At 63.9% G+C, this 24,247-nt stretch carries 14 protein-coding genes; 5 read left to right on the forward strand and 9 right to left on the reverse strand.

The annotated features are described in order from the left end of the window. Positions 1 to 25 precede the first annotated feature (25 nt). The 9 genes from ASB57_RS16095 to ASB57_RS16135 all read right to left on the reverse strand — a co-directional run bounded on the left by ASB57_RS16095 (position 26) and on the right by ASB57_RS16135 (position 16,028). Positions 26 to 2,398, reverse strand: coding sequence for a phospholipase D-like domain-containing protein (locus tag ASB57_RS16095; RefSeq protein WP_057653136.1), 2,373 nt, complete (start codon positions 2,396 to 2,398; stop codon positions 26 to 28). 30 nt (positions 2,399 to 2,428) lie between these two features. Continuing rightward, positions 2,429 to 5,845: a type VI secretion system Vgr family protein gene (locus ASB57_RS16100; protein ID WP_057653137.1), complete on the reverse strand. Its 3,417-nt coding sequence runs from the start codon at positions 5,843 to 5,845 to the stop codon at positions 2,429 to 2,431. Between the two features lie 368 nt (positions 5,846 to 6,213). Further along, entirely contained in the window at positions 6,214 to 6,993 is a 780-nt protein-coding gene (locus ASB57_RS16105; protein WP_231755166.1) for a hypothetical protein, read from the reverse strand. 84 nt (positions 6,994 to 7,077) lie between these two features. Next, positions 7,078 to 7,842 (reverse strand): DUF3304 domain-containing protein, encoded by a 765-nt coding sequence (locus ASB57_RS16110; protein WP_231755167.1) that lies wholly within the window; start codon positions 7,840 to 7,842, stop codon positions 7,078 to 7,080. Positions 7,843 to 7,892: 50 nt separating this feature from the next. Further along, a complete protein-coding gene (locus ASB57_RS16115; protein ID WP_057653143.1) occupies positions 7,893 to 10,226 on the reverse strand; it encodes a DUF2235 domain-containing protein in 2,334 nt (777 codons plus the stop codon). Then, a complete protein-coding gene (locus ASB57_RS16120) occupies positions 10,219 to 10,998 on the reverse strand; it encodes a DUF3304 domain-containing protein (RefSeq protein WP_057653145.1) in 780 nt (259 codons plus the stop codon). Before ASB57_RS16120 ends, ASB57_RS16115 begins: the two co-directional genes overlap by 8 nt. 68 nt (positions 10,999 to 11,066) lie before the next feature. Continuing rightward, on the reverse strand, positions 11,067 to 12,047 hold the full coding sequence (locus ASB57_RS16125; protein WP_057656193.1) for a DUF4123 domain-containing protein: 981 nt from the start codon (positions 12,045 to 12,047) through the stop codon (positions 11,067 to 11,069). A gap of 17 nt (positions 12,048 to 12,064) precedes the next feature. Beyond that, positions 12,065 to 15,037: a type VI secretion system Vgr family protein gene (locus tag ASB57_RS16130; protein ID WP_231755168.1), complete on the reverse strand. Its 2,973-nt coding sequence runs from the start codon at positions 15,035 to 15,037 to the stop codon at positions 12,065 to 12,067. A 31-nt stretch (positions 15,038 to 15,068) separates the two neighbouring features. After that, positions 15,069 to 16,028 (reverse strand): hypothetical protein, encoded by a 960-nt coding sequence (locus tag ASB57_RS16135; RefSeq protein WP_057653147.1) that lies wholly within the window; start codon positions 16,026 to 16,028, stop codon positions 15,069 to 15,071. A gap of 188 nt (positions 16,029 to 16,216) precedes the next feature. Between ASB57_RS16135 and ASB57_RS16140 the strand changes: the two genes are divergently transcribed. The 5 genes from ASB57_RS16140 to ASB57_RS16160 are packed head-to-tail and all read left to right on the forward strand — an operon-like array spanning position 16,217 to position 24,231. Continuing rightward, the gene (locus ASB57_RS16140; protein WP_231755169.1) at positions 16,217 to 17,071 is read left to right on the forward strand and encodes a M15 family metallopeptidase; all 855 of its coding nucleotides are present in this window, start codon (positions 16,217 to 16,219) and stop codon (positions 17,069 to 17,071) included. Between the two features lie 11 nt (positions 17,072 to 17,082). Next, entirely contained in the window at positions 17,083 to 18,651 is a 1,569-nt protein-coding gene (locus tag ASB57_RS16145; protein ID WP_156414188.1) for a hypothetical protein, read from the forward strand. Next, positions 18,648 to 22,448: a type VI secretion system membrane subunit TssM gene (gene tssM, locus ASB57_RS16150; RefSeq protein WP_082621647.1), complete on the forward strand. Its 3,801-nt coding sequence runs from the start codon at positions 18,648 to 18,650 to the stop codon at positions 22,446 to 22,448. The genes ASB57_RS16145 and tssM overlap by 4 nt, the downstream gene beginning before the upstream one ends. Beyond that, the gene (gene tagF, locus ASB57_RS16155) at positions 22,445 to 23,431 is read left to right on the forward strand and encodes a type VI secretion system-associated protein TagF (RefSeq protein WP_057653149.1); all 987 of its coding nucleotides are present in this window, start codon (positions 22,445 to 22,447) and stop codon (positions 23,429 to 23,431) included. Before tssM ends, tagF begins: the two co-directional genes overlap by 4 nt. A 2-nt stretch (positions 23,432 to 23,433) precedes the next feature. Further along, a complete protein-coding gene (locus tag ASB57_RS16160) occupies positions 23,434 to 24,231 on the forward strand; it encodes an OmpA family protein (protein ID WP_057653151.1) in 798 nt (265 codons plus the stop codon). The last annotated feature ends 16 nt before the right edge of the window (positions 24,232 to 24,247 follow it).

A 24,247-nucleotide genomic window follows, 5' to 3' on the forward strand; every position in this document is an offset into this window, starting at 1 on the left:
ATCGTTCTCCTTGATGTGCGACGCGTCAGGTTACCGCTTCTTCGCGCGCATCAGCGTTGAACGGATCCAGTTTATGGTCAGGCGCCTGCTGCTCGGCAATCATGGAATTGCTGTTCAACGGCGGCGGCGGGGTCTTGGTCTCGCCACTGCCCCACTCCAGCGGCATTTCCACGAAAAAGCCTTTGACGTGCGCACGCAGGTATCCAACGGCCTTGCCGATGTCGTGCGCCTGGCCATTCATGTAAGCCGCCTGCAAAGGCGGCGCCTTGGTGAAATCGTGCTTGTCCGTGGGCTCGTCCACCATCCTGCGGCTGGGAACCGGCGTACCGACACTGCTGGTCATCACGGGCAAATTGGGATCGACCCGGCTGACTTTACGCATGATGGGCGGATACTGTTTGCGCCCCTGCAGCAAGTCCGTAAAGCTGTCACGCGGCGTATGCTTGAACACCGCGCTATAGGCTTCCCGGTTCGCATGTGCCCGCGCCTGGATGGCCTTGATGGTGGCAGTGGCCAGCGGCTTGCCGATGTCCACGCCACTGGGCGGGCCACCTTCCTTCTGCACGCCCGTGGTCCCGGCCTCCACCAGCAGGCCAAAATGCTTGCGCCAGATATGCATGCGCAAATCACGCGCGAACTTGCGCGTGACAGTGCGTACGCCCTCACCCACGTCGGTCATCCCGGCTTCGGCATCGTCCACGACCACGGCGGCCAGCTCGGTATCGCCGTTGCCATTCAAACTGCGATCGTTGATGTTCGCGCTGCCAATGATGGCCACCGCGTCATCCACGATGGTCAGTTTGCTGTGAACGTAGATCATCTCGGTCAGCACATTGCTGCGCGTGCTGCCGTAGTTGCGCAAGTTCAATACGGTCAGGTACTTCTTCCACTCGTCCGCCATTCCCCAGCCCGCCAGCGCGGTGCGGACGGCGCTGTTGGTGGGCGCGCGGTCGGTGATCTTGCGCTTGCTGATCTCCTTGGCATAGATCGTGGAGTTGATCCGGTTGATCAGGCTGTTGCGCGCCCGCTTGACCCCTTGCAAGGCCCACCAGGCCTGCGCGGCCACGGCCTTGTCTTCCAGCATGCCCTCGGCATGCTCCGGCAAGACCAGATAAATATGAAACGGCCGGCCCGCATAGATGGCCCGTCCCACCGCATTGGCCAGTTCGGCGATGATGGGATTGGTCGACGGCGGCGCCGTACCCAGTTGATCGACGCCGCAGTCCGACATGAAAAACTGGTTCTCGATGTAGATGAAGGCCTGCGCGGACCGGATGCTGTTGACCATGGCATCCTTGATGCTGGTCTGGTGATACAGCGACCAGGCCGACCGCGCATTCTGGACGACCTTGCGCCGCTTGGCATTGGGCGTCTTCCAGTCATCATTGACGTAGCGATGGTTGTCATCCCACAGGGCCAGCTCGTCGCGCAGCTGCGTCGCCGAAGCCGAACGGCAGATCTGCACCGTGGCCGAGCCGCTGCCCTTCTGCAGGGGATCGATCAGATATTGCGGCCCCCGCGCACGGTCGAACCAGCCGGCATCCATCGAGCTGTCGAAGCTGTTGGTGCCACTCCCCGCGAAGCTGTTCCAGCGCAGGACGAAGTTCACGAAGACGTCGAACGCGGCCGGCCCCTTGACGCGCAAAGCCACGTCCTCCCAGGGTTCGCGGGGTTGCGTCTGCGGATTCAGCACGGTCTTTCCCAGCGGGCCGCGAAAGCCGGGCCGCCCGCCGCGCGCCTGCGTCAAGGCGGTCTCGTTGGCGCTGAGCGCGCGTGACGTCGGCAACTGCATGTTGTAGGCATCGTTGATGACGTGTACCGCGGGGTCGATGATGACGTCGAAGGACGGCGTCTCCCAACGGCCATAGGCCAGATCGATACCGCCCAGGAACGCCATCTGCCCATCCACCACGACGAATTTCTGGTGATGGGAGAAATTCTGATTGCTGGTGACACGGCCCGTGTTCGGGTTCTGCAGCATGACCTTGATCGAGCCGGGACCTTTGGGCAGGTTGAGCAGCATTTCCTGCGTCGTGTCGTCGTGCGTATCCAGCGCGTAGCGGATCGAATCGTAAAGCAGGATGCGCACGTGGACACCGCGGCCGATGGCGTCGCCCAGCAGCTCGGACAGGCGCCCCGGATGTCCCGCCGCGCCTCGATTGTCGAGCTCCACGTCGTAGTCCATCTGCCAATCCGCCAGCATGATGAAGCTCTTGGCGCCCCGGATGGCGTCGGCCACCGCCTTCATGTAGTCGCGGCCGGTGATGTAGTGCGTACACTCGTTGCCATAGCGCGGCATGGCGAAGGGCTGGTTCAGATCGAAATACTGCCCCGACACCGTCGTCATGGTGTCCGGCACGATCTGCGCGGTGTACTTGTCGATGTCGTTATCGGCCATGGTCGGGGGATCTGTTAATCATCGAATCGATCAGGCATCGGTCTTGGGCTTGAGCTCGCCCACACCCTGCACGTCGCCGTCGGCAACGGCGTGCTCGCCCAGCCAGTCGGCGCGCATGCCGTCCAGCCGCGTACCGTTGCGGGCGAAGTTCAGCGCGTCCAGCACCTTGTTGGAGCCGGTCTGCGTGGCGTCGGTGCTGTAGCGCGCCGGCGTCATGGCCTGCGCATGCAGGCCGCGCACCAGCCACACGCGGCCGGGATATTGCGTCACCTTGGCGTTGAGCGCGCGTTGCTGGGACTCGTCCAGCGCCAGGGTGCCGTCGGCCGGCGTCGTGCCTTCGTACAGCACTTCGTCCCATTGGCCGGCGTCGAAGATCGCGGGGTCCAGCCGGCCGCCTTCGTCGACGGCGGCCAGGTCGGACGGCACCTTGACGATGCGCCAAGCCTCGCCCTCCGGCGCCACGCCATGCGCGCCCGGCATGTCCTGCAGACGCAGGCCCAGCTTGAACGGCTCGTCCTCGCCCTGGGCGAAAGCCGGCAGCGAATAGGACATGGAATCCGGACCGGTGAATTTCTTGTCGGCGCTATGCACGTCGATGCGGCCCGGCGCGTTGACGGTGATGTTGCCGCCTTCCAGCACGATGCTGGCGCCCTGCGCCGTGGCGATGCGGATACGCTTGGGCGCGGCCATTTCCACCTGCGCGGACGCGCTGGCCACGTGAACCGCTTCACGCGCGGTGACGGTCAGCACGTCCTGTTGGGCCTGCACCAGCAAAGGCCCTTGCCCGGCGATCACGCTCAGCGCCGGCTCACCGCCACGCTGCACGCCAGCGACCACGCCCAGCCCTTGTCCGGTATGCACGCGCAGGCTGCCCATGGACGCCAGGTTCTGATGCTGGCCCGCGGACCAGTGCACGGTTTCGCCGGCGGTGACCTGCATGTGTTCCCCGGCCGTCTGCACCAGGCCCGCGCGCGCCGCCATGAAGACGGCCGCGTCGCCCAGATGCGGCACCCTGCCATCGCCCGCCTGGGGATTGCGCTCGGCCGCGTCACGCTTCGCGGTAGGCAGGTCCTCGCCGGACACGCCGGCGGCGACCGCCGTCTGCATGGCGGCCAGGGGCGCCTTCTTCGAATCGAGCACGCTGGTGTCGGCTTTGTCGGTTCCGGCGGCGGCGGCCAGGCGCACACCCTGGTGATCGGCCGCGCCTTTATCCAGGGTGCGGGAGAGCTTGTCGGCCTGCTTGGCCAGGGCCTGCACACCGGTCGCTTCGCCAGCCGGTGCGGTGTCATTGTCGTGATACGAGGTGATGAGGACACCCGCGCCGCCACGCACCGTGCCGTAGGCATCGGAACGTAATTCCGCGCCGGTGCCGCGCACGCCGCCACGATAGTTGCCGGCCTGATGGATGATGTGGCCCAGGTTCAGTTCGGTCGCCGACTGCGTGCTTTTCAGTTGCAGGCGTTGCTGGCCGTCGCTGTCGTCAAAGACCATCTGGTTGTAGCCCGCGCCGCCAAATTCCTTGCTCTTGAATCCGCTTAGCGCCGCCGCGTTGCGGTGGGCGTCATCGGCAGCGGCCGCGCCGTGCCACGCCGGGGCGTTGCCGCCCGCCAGATTGGCCTGGCCGCTGGGGATCATGTCGCGCGCCGCGGCGAAGGCCGACGTGTCGGCTTCCTGGACCGTGCGCCCGCCTGGGGTCGCCGGCGTACCGCCTTCACCACGGCCGTTGTACACGGCACCCACCACGACAGGCTGATCGATGTCGTCGTCCAGGAAACGCACCAGCACTTCCTGGCCGATGCGCGGCACAAAGGTCATGCCCATGCCGGCGCCGGACTGGCGCTGCGCCACGCGGGCCCAGCGGCTACGCGCTTCACCGTCGCTCCGGGCTTCCTGCCAGTGGAAACGCACCCGCACGTCGCCGCGCCGGTTGCGATGGATTTCTTCGTTGTCGTCCGTGCTCGCCGCGCCCTCGGCGCCGACCACCAGGGCCGTATGCACGCCGTGGGCCGTCGCTGCCGCATGGAAGCGGGCGCCTCGGCCGCCAGCCAGGGACGCACGCCAGGGGCGATCGCAACGCACGGCTTCGAAGGCGTTGGCGTAGCCGACGGTTCTTGCTTTCTCCAGGACAGCGGAGTCTGGCATCAGAGAGGCGTTGGCCTCTGACCGCACGCCTATACGTGCGTTCGCGCTCGCGCCGGTCGTCGCGGAGCCAGAACCCGCGGCGGTGCCGAATTTCTCGCTCGCGCCGTCGACATACGGCGGCGTGTCGTACTGCAGCCATTGCGACATGCCGCCCAGCTGCGTTTCCAACGCGGCCTGGGAAGCGACGGGCAGGTTGTTCACGCCTACGTGCTCGATCCGGTCCAGGGCGAACAAAGGCTCGAAGCCTTCCTCGCCGGACGGTCCCAGCGGCGACATGTCTTCCAAACGGAAGCGGGTTCCGGAGCGGAAGGTGCGCACGCCCCCACGACCCGCGAAGGTCTCGTTGCGGGCCTGCACGCTTTCCAGCGCGATGGTCGCCTGGCGTTGCGCGTGGGCTTCGTTCTCGAAAGCGCCATGGCCCGCGGCTTCGTACCACTCGGGCGCCAGCGTGTCGTCGTAGTGCGCGCCGCTTGCGTTGGAGCCGCCCGCAACGCCGGTGGCGGAGCCGCCCGTGGCGCCGGCGCTCGCTTCACCCGACACGGCGTACTTGCCGGACGCATGCCAGCCCAGCACGGTGACCCGGCCGGCGCCTTGGCGAAAACGGCGTGCCAGTTCCTGCACCGTATCGCGCGACTCCGTCGCATCGGCGCGGTGAAAGCGCACGCCTTGCTGCGAAGATTCAGGATCCTCCGGCAAGCCACGGCTGTCCGCAAAGATGCGCACCGCATGCTTCAGCGGCGCGTCCTCGTCTTCCACCGACGTCCAGCCCAGGCCCGCTTCAGCGAGCAGGCGCGCCAGGAAGTCGTAATCGGATTCGCGGTATTGGGTCGTGTAAGGCCGCACGGGCAGATCGGCGAGATATCCCTGGACGTCGTCGGCGATCTGGCTGGTGCAGCCCTCGTAGCCGTCGAGGACGTGTTGCACGATGTCAAGCAATGCACGTTGCTCGAACACTCGGCTGCGGCGCTGCTGCGTCGCCAGCCACAACCAGGGCACGACCGTCAGGCGGTAACGCGCCATGCCGGCATCGCCGGCCAGCAGTTCGGCCTGCCGCAGCACGCCGCTGCGCGCGTAACGGCTGCCGTCGGCGCGCGTGGTCCACAAGGTCACCGGCCGCGACACCATATCGTCAAGATCCAGCGAGGCGTCGTCGGCCAGCGCCAGGATGCGCATCTCGGCCAATCCCGACAGCGCTTCACGCGCTATCCACGCTTCGACGTGCAGGCGTGCCAACGCCCCTTCGCCCTCCAGGCTATAGAGGCGGGCAGTGGAGCTGAGCAAGTCGGCCAGGGCATTCGTCGTCATGGTCGGCACATCGGGGATGGATAGGACAACTCACGGCGCCGGCTTTCTGTATTAATTGCTGCGACCTTAGGCTGGGACAGCGACGCCCCGGCTGCTTCACCGTTCCGCCTGCCCTCCCAAAATCGCGGCTCTGCCCTGCCCAGTGGGCATTTGCACCTTGTTACGGATTGAGGAACGCTGACCGGAGTGTGAAGGCTGGGCTAGATTGCGACAACCATGGATAAGACAAAAAATTACGGCCAACGACCTGGGCGTGCTCTGCGCTCCACAGGAAACGTTTTCCTGGTGGAACACAATTTCACATCTATTTACTCGAAAGCGTCACCAAGCCTACCGACTGCAATCATCCGGTCGTGTTTCTTATCTTTTCATCCGGCGCTTGTTCCGCCAATCTTATTTCCCGGCGGTGTACCTGTGCTCTTCAGGGTGGCGATGCGCTCGGGCGAAAGAGATTCGATTAGACGGGCAAACTCGCCTGGCTTGCGATCCTTCTTTTCCAGCACCGCCCTGATCTCCGGCGATTGATCAAAATTGGAGGACACAGTGAAGTACATCTTCATGTACTCACGCATGTCCGTCTTATCCTCGATGCGGTATTTATCCCAGGACATTTTCGTGACATGAGCGACAACGTGCACAAACTCAGCCAAGTCGCGAAAATTTCCAAGCGCATCCCTATGCTGACGCCATAACCACTGCGTCGTTTCTACGATCGGAATACGGGTGCCTCCAATCAACTTCCGGCCCAACGCCATCTCGACGTGATCATCGGGATAAATGTGTAATTCGACGTATAGGGGACCGTCACCCGGCGGAATTTCCGTGCGCGGGAAATGCACAGCTCGCTCGCGTGTGAATACGTATTTCTCCCAATCATCGTCGTAAATATGCGCGATCAAGACTTCCGGATCGGCAGCGCGCCATTTCACAGTGAATTCCGTGCCCTTAAGCAAATAGCAACACGACACCGACCCCTCGCCGCCTCCCACACTCAACTGCGTCGTTCCTGCGCGGTTGCCGTCCTTATCGGTCAACGTCACCGCATCCATCTCAAACGGCGTGTAGTTGAACGCCATGAATCCCACGCCTCTGTATACCGGCTCACGATCGCACCCCGCCAGAAGCCCCAGCGAGATCAGGACGGCCATGAAGATTCTGCGCATATGCGCCCCCCGAGAAAGAACATCACCAGAACTGGTGAACCAATTGACGCCGTAGGGCTTCTTATCCGTTCATTCCGGGCTTACCTCACGGTTCTTATCCCCCGGCGGGCTGCCTAAGAGCCTCAGCGCGGCGATCGACTCGCGCGAGAGGGCCACAATCGCGCGGGCGAACTCGCCTGCCTGGCGATCCTTCTTTTCCAAGAGCGCCTTAATTACCGGATCCTGATCGAAATTGGAGGCCACGGTGAAGTACATCTTCATGTACTCGCGCATGTCAGCAGGATCTTCGATGCGGTATTTACCCCAAGACGTCTTCGTGACACGTGCGATTACGTGCCCGACTTCATAGATATCCCGAAAATTTCCTAACGCGTCTCTATGTTGGCGCCACAGCCAGCGTGTCGTATCGACGATGGGCAGACGGCCATTGACCATCTTCCGGCTCAAGGCCATCTCGACGTGGTCATCGGGATAGATATGTAACTCGAGGACGAGTGGAGCATCACCTGAGGGAATTTCCGCAGGAGGAAATATCACCTCTTTTTTCTTGGTGAAGAAGTACTGATCAGTATCCTTGTCATCGAGATGATTGCGCAAAATCTCGGGATCGTAGGCCCGCCATTGGGCGGTGAACTCGGTTCCCCTGAGCGTATAGCAACACGACACCGACCCACCGCCGGCACCCACGCTTACCTGCATCGTGGCAGCGCTCTTGCCCGACTCGTCGGTCACGGACACGCTATCGAGGTCGAACTGCGTGTAGTTATAGGCGATAAAGCTCACGCCTCGGTAAGACGGCTCGCGGTCGCAACCCGACAGGAACATCAACGACATGAGGACTGCCGTTGACGTTTTGCGTCCGAAGGCGACCACGGCTCCAGCCATTAGTGAGTCGGTAGACCGGTGGAGGCAACAGTGGGCACGGGTTGCGACATTTGCGCCTGACGGGCCGCGGCTTCGTCTACCCGATCCGCGGCCTTCATGTCGCTGCCGCGTTGCTTCATTTCTTCCTTGAAGTCCGTTTTGCCAAAAATGTCCTTGTCGCGTACGCGGAAGTACAGCGTGGTGCTGGCCAACAAGTGATCAGGCCAACTGCTAAGCATGGCGTCATGGACCAGCCAGTCGAACAGGGTCATCACTTTGGGGGGCAATGGATTATTGCCGGCTGCAGCGTCTTGCCACGCTGCAAGCAAGCGCTTTTCGATACCGCGTTGTGCCTTCAACTCGGCGAAGGCCTCATCGAGTTTCGGCTCCTCGTCACCTTTGCCGATCAGCTTATTGCGCATGCGCTCGCGATCGAGTATGTCCTGATTCTGCTGTTCGATCATTTTCACCATCTGAGGGCGGTTCGCTCTCATCCATTCCTTGCGCGCTTCGAGTGCGGCATCGGATTTTTCCGCCTCGCCCAAGGTTTGGATTTCTTCCTCAAGACGTTGCCATAGCGGTTTGAAACGTTGCGGCGGCGCTTCCCCGCGGCTGGCATTCGCGCGTTCCCAGCGTTCGTTCTTCAGTGCTTCCAGTTCGTGCAGCCTTGCGGTGTTCTCCGGCTTCGCGCGCTCTTCAGGCGACATCATGGTGACGCGCCGGAACTCCTTGTTGTATTCCTGCTCGGGAGTGAAATAGTCCCTGTCCTTGATCCACTCTTCCGCCGGATCGGCCAGATCACTTTTGAAGACTGGGTCCTGGTAGCGAACGGCTAGCCAGCGCAGGAAGACTTCCATATGTGGCATGAAGTCGATGCCTGATTTGTAAGGCACCACGTCACGATAAGCGTCAACCAATTCCTTGATACTGATGCTCTCGCCATTGGAAGCCAACGGCTGGCTCATGGAAAACTTTTCGTAGACCGGTTCCCGATTCTCCCTCAGCCCCTCGATGCTATACATTGCGGCGCCACTCTTAAGCGCCTCGTTCAGCATGTCGCGCAGAGGGACTCGGCAGAGCTCCCCGCGAAGTCCGAGCGCCCCTTCCGGACTGACACCTGTCACGTCCCCGCTAGACCCGGGATATAGGTATTGTTCCCCGCGAGTTTTCTCCAGGCTGTCCAACCGCTGGTTGCGTCGCAGTTCATGAGCCGCGGCAAAGTGGACGCAGCGCTCGACGGCAGCCGGGATGGTCAAGGTCCGATCTTTAAATGTCTGTTTCAGCAGGTCAGTGAAAGGCAGAAAGCCCAGGAAAGTGTTCTCATCCATGATCGAGGCCACCGAGTCGAGAAGGCCAACGAATCGAATCGCAATAGGGGTGTTCGGGCGATTGGTTTTGATGTCTCCCGACATCACCAGATCAATGTCATTGCGGTGCTTGTACTTCTTCACCAGATCGTTGAGGAACTGTTTGGCGATTACGCCACCTCGATCACCGCCGAACACCGTAATTTCGATGCGAGAGACATGGACCTCTGCATTCACTGCCTCGTAGGCAGCTTTGAACTGGCGCAGGGCGGCGTCAACACGCACGTCGACGCCCGTCCCCATTAGGTAAGATACCGTCTCGTTGTCCCGGATGACGGGCACGCCCTCCAGCACGACGCTCTTGGCAGCCTCCTTCCCGACGGTCCAGGCTACTTTTAATGGATTCTTCTTGAAGCCCGACCATGCGCCCCTCAGGGTACCTTTGATGCGATTGGTGAGTCGCTCGGGATCGAAGACATTCCAGATACGTACCACTTTATCCGGCAGGGTCTTCACATCCTTTACGACATCCTTATAAGCCTTCACCAAAGGCTGATAAGAGCCCTCCTTCACCACATTCTGGGTCGCCTTCTGCAGGCGTTTTAGCGCGTCAGTCTCAGGTAGCTCGTCGAGCCGGGTCGTGTTCTTGCCAGCTTCTTTTAGCCGTTTGAGGGCCTCGACAGCCAGTTTGCTGCCGGCCGTCGTGGCGGCATAGATCAAGTCGTCATTCTTGGCGTCATCGTTGAGCTTGGTCCCGAGCCCGGAGTAATAGAAACGGAACCAGTGCTGATGAACAGGTCGATCGAAATCCTGTTGTGTGAAGTGACCTTCCCAGAGACGGCTGACATTTGAAAAAAATGTTGGATGATCCGCATCTATATCGCGGTTTCGACCAAATCCATCGAAGAAGAAGCCCATTCGAATGACTGCCCCACAGTCGCGGCAGTTATCCTTTGGGTAGGCAGCCTCATTCTGTGCCATCGCTTTCAATACCGAAGCAGGTGTGCGATCTACTCCCGTGGCCGCACCCGCCTTCTGCTCAGCCATTTTTAGCTCCCGGCGCGGTTCCGGACTGCTTCATCGCGGCGATACTCTCGGGCGAGAGAGACTCAATCACGCGAGCAAAATCACCCGGCTTACGATCCTTTCGTTCAAGCTCCGCCTTAACCGTCGGATCCTGATCGAAATTCGAAGCCACCGTGAAGTACATTTTCATGTACGCACGCATATCGCCAGCATCCTCAATTCGGTACTTCCCCCAAGACGTTTTGGTAACCCGTGCAATAACGCGAGTCAGCTCCACGCCATTACGGAAATCACCCAGCGCATCCTTGTGCTCCCGCCATAGCCAGCGCGCAGTCTCCACAATCGGAAGACGAGTGTCGCCGAGCAACTTTCGACTTAGCGCCATTTCTACGTGTTCATCTGGATAGATGTGCAATTCGAGATAGAGCGGCCCATCGCCGGGCGGGATCTGTTCTGGAGGGAAGGTCACCGTCTTTTCCCGCGTGAAATAGTATTGGGCAGTATTTCCTTCGTCCAGATGCTGGCGCAAAATTTCGGAATCGGTTGCCCGCCATTTCGCTGTGAACTCGGTACCTTTTAGCGAATAGCAACATGACACCGACCCTTCGCCAGCACCCGCGCTCACTTGCATTGTGAAGGCGCTCTCGCCGCGCTTATCTGTGAGTCTCACGGTGTCCATATCGAACTGCGTATAGTTGAAGGCGACAAAGCTCACGCCCGTGTAGGCGGGCTCACCATCACAACCGGCCAACAGTCCAAAAGACATCAGCACGGCCATCAATCTTTTGCGCATTACCTGCTCCAAAAACCGTAGGGTTCCTGACCCTGTGTGCCACCATTCAGGCAGCCTCGTAAATCGCACTATCTATTGTTCATGGAGGCCGCTTGCTCAGCCTCCTCTTGCAGGCTATCCCACACAGCGTCGGAAACATCCGCCAAAGCACCGGACAGTCCGCCCTGCGCGGCAGCACGGTAGGCCGACAGCCCCGCCTTGATCAAAGGATGCTCATCGAACCGCGGCGAAATCGAGATTCCCCACGCCACATAGTCGAACAGATCTTTATCACCCGCCACACCATGTGCGCGAGCACGGTCGAGTTGTTCCTGCACGCGAGGCACCAGAGCGTCCTGGTCCGGATCACCAGGCAGCAGCCCGACATACAAGCGGCGCAGTTGAACCGCGAGCTTGTCGGGATAATCCAGATCGAAGAAAAGCTGGTGCTGTTCGGGCGTCAACTGCGGTATCTCCGAGCGAGTCTCGGTCGCCGCACCCCCACCGCCTTGCAGACGCACGACGCTACCATCGCGCATCGAATAAGTCAGCGAAATCAGCGGTGAAAGGAACTCAGCCCTCTGTTCGTCATTCCACACCTGTAAAGCACGAACCAGGATGCGGCTGTCGTACCAGTGGACAAAGAACTCCCGCCCGTCCGGCAGTGCGTAATCGCAGAAATACCCGAAGTGAGCGATCAACGCATCCAACTTCGCCGTCGACGTAAAGCCGATCATGGCGTAGCGGCCACCGTCCCGGTGATGCAGCGTATGCAGCACTAACGAAAGCACCGTGCTGGAGTCACCCAAACTCCCAGCCCGTAACTCCTCTTGCGTAGCGTCATCCACCTCGATGATCATCGGCGCCACGTCAGCGTAGACATCCAGCCCCGTCCGCGCCCACACGGACCCGAGCGTCACGCCTTCCGCTCTCAACAACTGCTCAAGCAGGTCGGGATGTCCGCGAAAATCGACCACGACGTAGGGACGCGCGGTCTCGCGATCACGGTCACCAAGCTGGGGGATTTCGTCGAATAGCTCGATCAGCGCCCCTCGCCAGGATGCGTTCATAGTCATACTCCGCTTCCTTACGCCTTGTCCGTAATGGACTGCACCGACTCATGGGCATCCAGCACGCAACTCTTGCAGACCTGGAATTCAGGCAGGGCATACGGAATACGCGTGGGCCCCGTGAATTTCTTGTCGGCGCTGTGCACGTCGATACGGCCGGGCGCGTTGATCGTGATGTTGCCGCCTTCCAGCACGATGCTGGCGCCCTGCGCCGTGGCGATACGGATGCGCTTGGGCGCGGCCAACTCCACCTGCGCCGACGAACTCGAAACACGGACGGCCTCACGACCCGTGACAGTCAGCACGTCCTGTTGGGCCTGCACCAGCAGAGGCCCCTGCCCGGCGATCACGCTCAGCGCCGGCTCACCGCCGCGCTGCACGCCAGCGACAACGCCCAGCCCTTGTCCGGTATGCACGCGCAGGCTGCCCATGGACGCCAGGTTCTGATGCTGGCCCGCGGACCAGTGCACGGTTTCGCCGGCGGTGATTTGCATATGCTCACCGGCCGTCTGCACCAGGCCTGCACGCGCCGCCATGAAGACGGCCGCGTCGCCCAGATGCGGCACCTTGCCGTCGCCGGCCTGGGGATTGCGCTCGGCCGCGTCCTCCCGCGCCGTGGACAGGTCCTCGCCCGATACGCCAGTAGCGAGCGCTGCCTGCATGGCGGTCAACGGTGATTTCTGTGCGTCCAACACGCTGGTGTCCGGCTTGTCGGTTCCTGCCGCGGCAGCCAGACGCACGCCCTCATGGTCGACGGCACCCTTATCCAGGGCGCGAGTCAGCTTGTCGGCCTGTTTGGCCAGGGCCTGCACACCGGTCGCTTCGCCCGCCGGCGCGGTGTCATTGTCGTGATACGAGGTGATGAGGACACCCGCGCCGCCACGCACCGTGCCGTAGGCATCGGAACGTAATTCCGCACCGGTTCCCCGCACGCCGCCACGATAGTTGCCGGCCTGATGAATGATGTGACCCAGGTTCAACTCGGTCGCCGACTGCGTGCTTTTCAGTTGCAGGCGTTGCTGACCATCGCTGTCATCGAAGACCATCTGGTTGTAGCCCGCGCCGCCGAATTCCTTGCTCTTGAAGCCGCTTAGCGCCGCCGCGTTGCGGTGCGCGTCGTCCGCGGCGGCCGCGCCATGCCATGCCGGGGCGTTACCGCCCGCCAGGTTGGCCTGCCCGCTGGGGATCATGTCGCGCGCGGCGGCGAAGGCCGACGTGTCGGCTTCCTGCACCGTGCGCCCGCCTGGGGTCGCGGGCGTACCGCCTTCGCCACGGCCGTTGTACACGGCCCCTACCACGACGGGCTGGTCGATGTCGTCGTCCAGGAAACGCACCAGCACTTCCTGGCCGATGCGCGGTACGAAGGTCATGCCCATGCCGGCGCCGGACTGGCGCTGCGCCACGCGGGCCCAGCGGCTATGCGCCTCGCCGTCGCTCCGGGCTTCCTGCCAATGGAAACGCACCCGCACGTCACCGCGCCGGTTGCGGTGGATTTCTTGGTTGTTATCCGTGCTCGCCGCGCCCTCGGCGCCGACGACCAAGGCCGTGTGCACGCCATGGGCCGTCGCTGCCGCGTGGAACCGGGCGCCGCGCCCGCCTGCCAGCGAAGCACGCCAGGGGCGGTCACAACGCACGGCGTCAAAGGCATTGGCGTAGCCGACGGTTTTGGCCTTCTCCAGGGTGGCGGCATCTGGCATCAGCTTGGCGCTGACCTCTGACTGCACACCCATACGCGCCGTCGCACTTACGCGCGTCGTCGCTGAACCATCACCGGGAGCGGCGCCGAATTCCTCGCCCGCGCCTTCGACATACGGCGGCGCATCGTAATACAGCCACTGCGCCACACCGCCCAACTGCGTTTCCAACGCGGCCTGGGAAGCGACGGGCAGGTTGTTCACGCCTACGTGCTCGATCCGGTCCAGGGCGAACAAAGGCTCGAAGCCTTCCTCGCCGGACGGTCCCAGCGGCGACATGTCCTCCAGACGGAAGCGCGTGCCGGAGCGGAAGGTGCGCACGCCCCCACGGCCCGCGAAGGTCTCGTTGCGGGCCCGCACACTTTCCAGGACGACGGAGGCCTGACGCTGCGCGTGAGCTTCGTTCTCGAACGCCCCATGGCCCGCGGCCTCGTACCATTCGGGCACCAGCGTGTCGTCGTAGTCCGAGGCGCTGGTGTCGGAACTGCCCGCAACGCCGGTGGCACCGGAACTTGCCTCGCCCCCCACCGCATACTTGCCAGATGCATGCCAACCCAGCACGGTGACCCGGCCGACTCCCTGCCGAAAACGGCGTGCCAGTTCCTGCACCGTATCGCGCGACTCAGTCGCATCGGCCCGATGAAAGCGCACACCCTGCGCCGTAGACTCAGGATCCTCGGGCAAGCCACGGCTGTCGGCGAAGATGCGTACGGCATGCTTGAGCGGTGCGTCCTCGTCCTCCACCGACGTCCAGCCCAGCCCCGCTTCAGCGAGCAGGCGCGCCAGAAATTCGTAGTCGGACTCGCGGTACTGGGTTGTGTAGGGCCGCACGGGCAAATCAGCGAGATACGCTTGCACGTCGTCGGCGATCTGGCTGGTGCAGCCCTCGTAGCCATCCAGCACGTGTTGCACGATATCAAGCAATGCACGCTGTTCGAACACCCGGCTGCGGCGCTGCTGCGTCGCCAGCCACAACCACGGCACGACCGTCAGACGGTAACGCGCCATGCCGGCGTCGCCGGCCAGCAGTTCCGCCTGCCGCAGCACGCCGCTGCGCGCGTAACGGCTGCCGTCGGCGCGCGTGGTCCACAAGGTGACCGGCCGCGACACCATGTCGTCGAGATCCAGCGAGGCAGTATCGGCGAGGGCCAGCACGCGCATCTCGCCCAAGTCCGACAAGGCCTCGCGGGCGATCCACGCTTCGACGTGCAGGCGCGCCAGCGCCCCCTCGCCCTCCAGGCTATACAGCCGTGATTCGGAAAAAAGCAGGTCATCGACCAGAACGTTCATCGTCATGGCCGGCACATCAGGTAAGGCATAAGACACGTCAGGGGCGCTTGGGCGACTGCGATTGCGCCTGAGGATTGGGACATTCCGGCGCCAGGCCCCACTGCCCGGCGCACACCTGCAAGCGGCACTGCTCGCTTTCCAGGAACGGTTTGCGGCGGCATTGCTGCAGGCGCTCGGACAAGGGCGTGCCCGGCAAGGATGCCGTTGCCGCCGCGGCGGTCGGGGGCGGCAGCCCATAGGACATCAAGGCGGACAGCAGCGCGGCATCGCCATCCGGTTTCTTTTTGGCCTTGGCATTGTTGCCGCGAGCCACGGGCTTGCCGTTGGCACTCTTGCCTTCAACGGCCTTGTTCTTGTCGGCCAGCGCGACCTGCTGCGGTGGCGCGGCGGCAGGCGTGCCGGCCAATACCGACAAGGGATTCGACGCTGGCGGCTCCTCGTCGGCGGGACGACCGTTGACGGACGCATCGCGATTCGAGCCAGGGGCATCGACGATCGCGGCCGGCGCTGGCGCGGCAGGCTCGGCGGCCAGTTTGTTCATGTCTCCGGCGCTGGCGCCGTTGCTGACCGACGAGAGGCCGGCAAGCGGTCCACCTGGCGTTGCAGCGCCCGGCGTCGATGCGGCGGACGAACCCGCCGCATTAACGTTGGCGTTCGCCATCGCGGCGCCGCCAACCTGGCCACCGTCATTGCCATTGGCCAGGACGGAACCTTGCGGCATTTCCAAAGCCTTGTTGTGCTGCTGGATGCGCCACCACGCGGCGCCGCCGCCCGTGCCGACCAACAGCAACAACAGTAATAACAACCACCACGCGCGCGAGGAACGCGAGCGCGCCCCGGCGGCCGGCATATGCTGCCGTTCCTCTTGCGGCTCGCGGCCTTCCAGCGCTGCCAGGATTCGTGACGATTGGGAATCGCGCGCGCCCGCCTCCGAACGTCCCGCCAACAGGCTGGGCGTCCGGCCGGGGGCGGCCGATGTCGCGTCGTCTAGTGCCATGCGTCTACCCGTGGTTCGAAGGCGCTTACCCTCTGTTAATCCAGGTCGTCGATCGCGAAGCTGTCATGCCCTTCAGGCATTGCACCTTGTTACGATTTCAGGAACTCAGACGCGAGTTTGATGCGTTGACGCTATTGCTTCAACCGCAGTTAAGACAAAAGATTACGCCTTCTCCACGGTGGCCTCTTTTGCTTCTCCTTCTGCCCTTCTATTTCCTCGCCGCCGTCTGCGTGTCGGCATGGCTGTTTTTCCCCGCGCTGCGCACCAGCACGCTGCGGGGAATACGCGCCTGCCTGCACGGCCTGCGCCGCGGCGTGGTCCGCTCTACGGAGCGCGCCGGGGGTACCGTGGGCGGCTTGGGCAAGGGCACCGCGAAGGCCGCGGGCGGGGTCGGCGCGTATCTGAAACGCCATCGCTGGCAAACCGCGGCGGTCGTCCTGGTCGTGTCTCTTCCGACCCTTTTTGCTTTCCTCATGAGACACAATCACACATTTGTTTACGAGACGGATTTACGAAATCCTAACGTACAAATTGAAGCGCTTTTGGCAGGAGAAAGGCTGGTTCCGCCCCCTCCTTTGCCCCCCGAAGCCTTCACCACCGCCGAGGTGGTCATGGTGCGTCCGAACATCGTCACCGCCAGCCGCAAGTGGGAATTGCTGGACCCCGATTTCACGCAGCGCCTGCTGCTGGTCTACCAGATCATGCGTGAGCAATACGGCTACGAGATGGTCTTGATCGAAGGCTATCGCAGCCCCGAACGCCAGCAGGAGCTGCTCGACAAGGATGGCCCGGTCGTCACCAACGCCGGTGCCTGGCAGAGCTATCACCAATACGGCCTGGCGGCGGACAACGCCTTCCTGCGCGATGGCAAGATCGTCATATCGGAAAAGGATCCTTGGGCGCTGCGCGGCTACCAGCTCTATGGCGAGGTCGCCGCGCGCGTGGGGCTGACGTGGGGCGGGAACTGGAAGTTCGCGGACTTTGGCCATGTCGAATACCGCAAGCCAGGAATCAAGCTGGGCACCCCACCACCCTCTCACTGATCCGATCGAATATGTCCCGTCTCCTCAAGTCCGGTTTGATCATTGCGCTGGTATTCGGCGTGGTGTGGCTGGCCGTAATCATCTGGTGGCAGGAGACGCACGCGCTGCCGTCGGCGGTCGATATCGCCATGTTCCTGGTGGTGCTGCCCCTGGTGCTGCTGAGCCTGGGCTGGCTGGGCCTGCGCGCGGCCCGCGCCGCGCGGGCGCCCAAGCCGCAGGCGGACGCCACCCAGATCCCCGCGCAAACGGCCACCGCCGCGCGCACCGTTACGGCGCGACTGGCGCTGTTGGGCGTGGCGGTACGCACGGCGGCCGGCGCCAGCGCCGCCAGCACCCGCGCGGCACTGGCCGAACAAGGTCGGCCCGAACTGGATCCGCAATTGAAAGATGCACGCGGCTTCCCCGTGTTCGGCGCGCGCGTCGCCACCTTGGACACCAATGAGTTGCGCTTGCGGGCACAGGCCACGGACGCACCGCTCGACGCCCAGGACGACGAGCCCTTGCGCGCCACGGCGCTGCTACGCGCGGTACTGGAAGAGGCGCGCAACCAGGCAGTCGATCACGCCGTGTTCAAACACATGCCGGGTGGTCCCAGCGAACAGGACACCGACTGGCCCATGCTGCACGTCGACCTGATGCTGCCCGGCGCATGGGAAGCCCCGGCGCGCGACCACGCGGCTAAGGCCGCGGCCGAGGCCTTGCGCGGCATGACGTCCGCCGGCGTGCCCTGGCCCGCCAGCCGCATCGCCGTGATCACGCACGAAGTCACCGACGACAGCACCGTGCCGGCCCATCTGTACACCGTGGCCACACGCACGGCTGAAGCGCAGGCCGAGGCCGAACGCATCCGGGCCGAGGCCGAACGCGCGCAGGCCGCGGCCAACGCCGCGCAACCCGCCACGCAAGCGCCCGCGGCGCAGCCTTCCTTCTTCAACGGCAATGGCCGGCGCCAGGCCGTGCCCGCCGCGCAGCCCGATCCACTGCGCATCGTGGCCGCCGCGGACTCCTACATCAGCCAAAGCCGCGCCAGCGCATGGCAACGCCAGCGCCGCCTGATGACGTCCGAACAGCCGCAGGGCCTGGTGCCGGGCGAAGCCGCCGCCGCCTTGCTGCTCGCGACGACGCCGGCGGCTGGCCAGGAACAATATGTGGCGATGCTGGCGCCTTACGCGCGCCGCGCGGTCTCCGCTGACGCGCGTGGCGCCGCGGCCGATCCCGCCGTGCCCGGCCTGGCGCAGACGCTGCTGCAGGAACAAGGACTGGCCGCCGACAGCCTGGCGGCCCTGGTCAGCGACGGTGACCATCGCGGCAGCCGGCCGATCGAGACGCTGCAACTGGCCGCCGCCGTCAGCCCGCATCTGGACCCGAACCAGGACTGCCTGGCAACGGGCAACCTCTGCGGCCATGTCGGCGCCGTCGCGCCCCTGCTGGCTCTGGCGCTGGCCGTCGACGCCAGCCAGGAACACAACGCACCGGTGCTCACCGCACTGACCCAGGACTCCATGCTGCGCGGCATCGCCGTCGTCGCCAGCTTCGAAACGTATCCTCCGACGAATCCTTCCCCGCCATCCCAAACATGACCAGCCCTTCAGGACTGTTTTCCACCTTCACCAGCTTCCTGAGCGATATCCGCTCCTGGTTGTCCCGCATCGTGTCGAGCCCGAAGACGTTCATCTTCTTCGGGCTGATCGCCTTGCTGGTGTTCCTGTTCCTCCTGGCCGACACGCCGGAGACCGGCCTGACCTGGGCCGGAACGGCGCTGGGCATCTTCCTGCTGCTTTGGCTGCTGGTCTTCGTCATCCGCCGGGCCCGCTCGCGCAAGGCCAATGACCAGCTTGGCGACGTGCTGGAGAAACAGGCGCAGACGGGCAAGAGCACCAACCGCGGCGACGTCCAGGTACTGCGCGATCGCATGTCGCAGGCCGTGCGCACCATCAAGACTTCCAAGATAGGCCAGTTGTCGGGCAACCAGGCCTTGTACGAGCTGCCCTGGTACATCGTCATCGGCAATCCGGCGGCGGGCAAGAGCAGCGCGGTGATCAACTCGGGATTGCAGTTCCCCTTCGCCGACAAGAACGGCGCGGCGGTGCGTGGTGTGGGCGGCACCCGCAACTGCGACTGGTTCTTCACCACCGAAGGCATCCTGCTCGATACCGCGGGCCGTTATTCGGTGCATGAAGAGGATCGCGATGAGTGGCTGGGGTTCCTGGACCTGCTGAAGAAGCATCGTTCGCGTGCTCCGATCAACGGCATCGTCGTGGCTGCCAGCATCGACGAGTTGGCGGGATCCGGGCCGGAGTTCGCCATCGAACTGGCCAAGAACCTGCGCCAGCGCGTGCAGGAACTGATCGACCGCCTGGAAGTGTTCGCGCCGGTCTACATCATCTTCACCAAGGCCGACCTGATCGCCGGCTTCGACGAGTTCTTCGCCGACAGCGACGAGCGGGAACGCAACCGCGTATGGGGCGCCACGCTGCCCTATGGCGCCGAGGAAAGCCGCGACGTGCTGTCGCTGTTCGACGCGCGTTTCGACGAGCTGTATGAAGGCTTGAAGGAAATGGGCACGGCCCAGATCTCGCTGCGCCGGTCCGGCGACCTGCCCCCGGGACTGCTGACCTTCCCGCTCGAATTCGCGTCGATCAAGCCGGCCCTGCGCACCTTCCTGTCCACCTTGTTCGAGACCAATCCCTTCCAGTACAAGCCCATTTTCCGCGGCTTCTACTTCACCAGCGCCTTGCAGGAAGGGATCGCCCGCAGCACGTCCACCGACAAGCTGGCCGAGCGCTTTGCCCTGACGCCGTCGCGGCGCGAGACCACCCAGAAGGTGTCCTCGCACAACGGCTTCTTCCTGCGCGACCTGTTCTCCAACGTCATCTTCGCCGACAAGAAACTGGTGCGCCAGCACGCCAGCCCCGGCAAGGTGCGCATGCGCTACGCCGGCTTCTTCGGCCTGGTGCTGGTCCTGGGCCTGGTGCTGGGCGGCTGGACCTGGTCCTATATGGGCAATCGCCAGCTCGCCTCCAACGTGCAGGCCGACCTGGACAAGGTCGTGCGCATGCAGCAGGAAGGCTCCGACCTGCAAAGCCGCCTGGAAGCCATGCAGATCCTGCAGGACCGCATCGAACAGCTGGACAGTTACGCCACCAGCCGGCCGGTATCGCTGGGCTTGGGGCTCTACCAGGGCGACGAGTTGCGCCATCGCCTGCTGCAGGAGTACTACGCCGGGCTGAACCAGATCATGCTGGCGCCGGTCAAGGAAAGCCTGGAAGACTACCTGGCTCGCGTCGGCAACTTCGGCGACGCCGCCGCCGGCGGCCAGCAACCCGTGAAGCCGGTGCCCGTGGCGGCCGCGGCGCCCGACACCCTGTTCCAGGACTCCTCGCCCAACAATGCGCAGGACGCCTATAACGCGCTGAAGACGTACCTGATGATGTCGAATCGGGAGCACGTCGACCCCACCCATCTGTCAGACCAGATCACCCGCTTCTGGCGCGGCTGGCTGGAGACCAACCGGGGCACCATGCCGCGCGATGCGCTGATCCGCAACGCCGAGCGCATGATTTCCTTCTACTCCGCGCGCTCGTCCGACACCGAATGGCCGCGCATCAACCTGAACCTGGCCCTGGTCGAGCGCACGCGCGGCAACCTGCGCACCGTGATGCAAGGCATGCCGGCGCGCGAACGCGCCTATGCCACCATCAAGGCACGCGCCGCCACGCGCTTCCAGACCATGACGGTGGCCCGCATCGTCGGCAACCAGGACAGCGTGGTAATGGCCGGCAGCTACGCCATCCCCGGCACCTTCACCCGCGAAGCCTGGGAGCAATACGTACAGCCCGCCATACGCGAAGCCTCCAGCAAAGAGCTGCAGACCACCGACTGGGTGCTGGGCGTGAACGCGCGTGACGACCTGACCCTGGAAGGCAGCCCGGAGCAGATCCAGAAGAGCCTGGACACGATGTACAAGACGGAATACGCCGAGGAATGGAAGAAATTCCTGGGCGGCGTCAGCATCCAGCCCTTCACCAGCTTCAGCCAGGCGGTCGATGCTATGAACCGCCTGGGCGACCCGCAAACGTCGCCCATCGCCAAGTTGATCAACACGGCCTACGAGCAGACCTCCTGGGACAACCCGTCGCTGATCTCCACGGGCCTGCAGAAGACGCAGACCGGCGTGGTGGCCTGGTTCAAGCGCGAAGTACTGCGCCAGAGCACGGCCCCGCAGGTCAAGGAGAATCCGAACAACACCCTGCCCATGGGCCCGGTCGGCCGCGAATTCTCCGACGTGGCACGCCTGGTGGTGGCGCACGAGAACCAGTCGCTGCTCGGCAACTACATGGGCGCCCTGTCCAAGATCCGCACGCGCTTCAATCAGCTCAACAACCAGGGCGATCCCGGCCCCGGTGCGCTGGTGCTGATGCGGCAGACCCTGGAAGGCAAGGAATCGGAACTCGCTGACGCCCTGAAGCTGGTCGATGAGCAGATGCTTGCCGGCCTGACCGACACCCAGCGCGAAACCCTGCGTCCCCTGCTGGTGCGTCCGCTGGTGCAGGCCTATGCCGTGACCCTGCAACCGGCCGAGCGCGAACTCAACAAGGTGTGGACGGCGCAGATCTACCAGCCCTTCAACCAGGACCTGGCCGAGAAGTATCCCTTCTCGCCCAATGCCACCGTCGAAGCCAGCGCGCAGGAAATCGGCCTGATCTTCGGACCGCAAGGCTCCATCGCCAAGTTCGTGTCCGACACCCTGAGCCCGCTGACCGTGCGCCGTGGCGATGTGTTGACGGCGCGCACCTGGGGCGACCTCGGTGTCAACCTGCTGCCGACCTTCACCGCGAATTTCTCGCAATGGGTGGCGCCCCTGTCCGGCGCGGCGGCGGGCGGCGGCGCGGCGGCACAACCGCAGACCCTGTTCCAGATCCAGCCCAAGCCCGCCCAAGGCGTCACCGAGTACACCATCGAGATCGACGGCCAACAGCTGCGTTATCGCAACACGCCTCCGCAATGGGTCAACTTCGTGTGGCCCAACGCGCAGGGCGCGCCGGGTGCGCGCATCACCGCCACCGCCTTCGACGGCAGCGTGGTGGAGATCGTGAACGAACCCGGCCGCTATGGCCTGGAGAAGCTCATTGGTTCGGCACAACGAACTTCCAATCCAGACGGTAGTTTCAATATGACCTGGTCCAAAGCCGGCGTTTCGGTCCCCGTCACGCTACGTATCATCAGCAACGCGCAAGCGGCCGGCTCCGGCGCCAGCGAGCCCTCCAGCGGCCAGGGCCTGCGCAACCTGCGCCTGCCCCAGGCCGTGGTATCGGCCACGCCCGCCAATCTGGCGGACAACCGCGTTGCTCCGGCACGCAAGGGAGCCCAGCAATGAACGCGCCCCTGCAATCGCCGGCGTACCGCGCCGCCTATTTCGGCAAGATCCCGTCGCGCGGCGACTTCGTGCGCAGCACCACGCACCCCCAGCTGATGGCCAGCCTGGATGCCTGGGCAGCCAACACCATGGAACTGCTGGCGCAGGACCCGCATTGGAAGTCCCTGTACGACGATGCGGCGGGTTTCAACTTCGCCTTCCTGGGCCCGCGCAGCAAGATCGCGGTGGCCGGCCATCTGCGGCCGAGCCAGGACCAGTCGGGGCGGCGTTTCCCTTTCCTCAGCGCGACGTCGCTGGAGGTCTCGCGGCCGCTGGAATTCATGGCGCGCAGCCCGGTGTCGTTCAGCCGCCTGTGGAACCGGCTGGACGCGGTGACGACGACGCTGGTGACCAACGCCGACTCCACGCCAGGCCTGCAAGCCCTGAGCAGCCTGGAAGGCGCCATTCATATCGCGCCGGATGACGGCTTCGACACCTTCGCCGACGTGCAGACCCTGGAACGCGTGGAGCAGATGCTGCGTGGCGATGGACACGAGGTGCGCCTGCACGATGTGATCCTCGCCGTTGGCATCCTGCTGGAGCCAGTGATGAACAGCGGCGCCTCGCACCTGGACCAGGGACTGGCCTTGCCGCTGCCCAGCGACCCCATGTACGCGAACCTGGTGGCGGCCTATTGGATGACCCTGGTGGCGCCGTTCCTGAAGCTGGCGGATTTCGAGGTGGCGACCTTCATCGGCCAGATTGGCGGCAAGCCGCGCCTGGTGATCGGCTTTCGCGGCGCGTCGCCCCATACCCTGGCCAGCCTGCTGTCGACGCCGCAAGTGCTGGCGGCGCAGAACATCGTGCTGGACCAGGCGCCGTGGGTCAACGAACACGTCAATGCCAGCCACGGGCTGGCCAAGCTGTCCAGCTACCTGGATCAACCGAAATTGTCGCTGCGCACGGCGCTCGACACTTTCCGTGAAGTTTTTATCGGAGCATGACTATGCGCCTGGCTTTCTTTGCCGCTGCCATCGCGTTTTCCGGTAGTTGCGCCGCGGCCCCCGACGCCGCGACGGTGGTGCCCGCCAACGTGGTGCCCCAGCCCGGCCAGGTGGTGGCCAGCGGGGCGGTCCCCGACCAGGCCACCAAGGCCGATGTGCTGGCCAAGCTGCAGCAGTTGTATGGGGTGGGCAACGTCATCGATCGGATCGACGTGGGCGGGGTGGTCGCGCCGCCCAATTGGAGCACCCACGTCGGCAAGATGATTTCGCCGCCGCTGAAGCAGATCAATCGTGGGCAGCTGGATATCGACGGTACGCAGATCAGCCTGCGTGGCGAGGTGCAGAACGAAGCCTCCCGCCAGCAGATCGCCAGCAGCCTGGCCACCGCCTTGAACCCGACCTACAAGATCGTCAATGGCTTGCGCGTGGCGGCCGGCAAGGACGAACAGGGCATGCTCGACAACCTGCTGTCGAATCGCACCGTCGAGTTCGAGACCGGCAGCGCGACGTTGACCACGCGCGGGCGCGAACTGCTGGACGAGGTGGCTAACGTGCTGCCCAAGATCCGCTCCGACAAGGTACAGATCATCGGGCACACGGACAGCTCGGGCAGCCGCGCCACCAACCTGGCGCTAAGCCAGGCGCGGGCGGACGCGGTGAAGGCATACATGGTGGAAAAGGGGCTGCCCGGAACGCGTTTCGACGCGGTCGGCGTGGGCCCGGATCAACCGTTGATGACCAACACCACGCCGGAAGGCCGGGCCAAGAACCGGCGCATCGAATTCCGCGCCGGCAATTGAAGGTTTATTCGAACGT

The organism is Bordetella sp. N (assembly GCF_001433395.1).
Classification (GTDB): domain Bacteria; phylum Pseudomonadota; class Gammaproteobacteria; order Burkholderiales; family Burkholderiaceae_B; genus Bordetella_C.

What these genes read in the sequence shown, in the direction of transcription:
- ASB57_RS16110 (WP_231755167.1), bottom strand. Translation starts at nt 7,842, where the DNA reads ATGTCGTTGATGTTCCTGTCGGGTTGCGACCGCGAGCCGTCTTACCGA.
- ASB57_RS16105 (WP_231755166.1), bottom strand. Translation starts at nt 6,993, where the DNA reads ATGGCCGTCCTGATCTCGCTGGGGCTTCTGGCGGGGTGCGATCGTGAG.
- ASB57_RS16125 (WP_057656193.1), bottom strand. Translation starts at nt 12,047, where the DNA reads ATGAACGCATCCTGGCGAGGGGCGCTGATCGAGCTATTCGACGAAATC.
- tssM (WP_082621647.1), top strand. Translation starts at nt 18,648, where the DNA reads ATGACCAGCCCTTCAGGACTGTTTTCCACCTTCACCAGCTTCCTGAGC.
- ASB57_RS16145 (WP_156414188.1), top strand. Translation starts at nt 17,083, where the DNA reads ATGTCCCGTCTCCTCAAGTCCGGTTTGATCATTGCGCTGGTATTCGGC.
- ASB57_RS16115 (WP_057653143.1), bottom strand. Translation starts at nt 10,226, where the DNA reads ATGGCTGAGCAGAAGGCGGGTGCGGCCACGGGAGTAGATCGCACACCT.
- ASB57_RS16130 (WP_231755168.1), bottom strand. Translation starts at nt 15,037, where the DNA reads ATGACGATGAACGTTCTGGTCGATGACCTGCTTTTTTCCGAATCACGG.
- tagF (WP_057653149.1), top strand. Translation starts at nt 22,445, where the DNA reads ATGAACGCGCCCCTGCAATCGCCGGCGTACCGCGCCGCCTATTTCGGC.
- ASB57_RS16095 (WP_057653136.1), bottom strand. Translation starts at nt 2,398, where the DNA reads ATGGCCGATAACGACATCGACAAGTACACCGCGCAGATCGTGCCGGAC.
- ASB57_RS16135 (WP_057653147.1), bottom strand. Translation starts at nt 16,028, where the DNA reads ATGGCACTAGACGACGCGACATCGGCCGCCCCCGGCCGGACGCCCAGC.
- ASB57_RS16160 (WP_057653151.1), top strand. Translation starts at nt 23,434, where the DNA reads ATGCGCCTGGCTTTCTTTGCCGCTGCCATCGCGTTTTCCGGTAGTTGC.
- ASB57_RS16120 (WP_057653145.1), bottom strand. Translation starts at nt 10,998, where the DNA reads ATGCGCAAAAGATTGATGGCCGTGCTGATGTCTTTTGGACTGTTGGCC.
- ASB57_RS16100 (WP_057653137.1), bottom strand. Translation starts at nt 5,845, where the DNA reads ATGACGACGAATGCCCTGGCCGACTTGCTCAGCTCCACTGCCCGCCTC.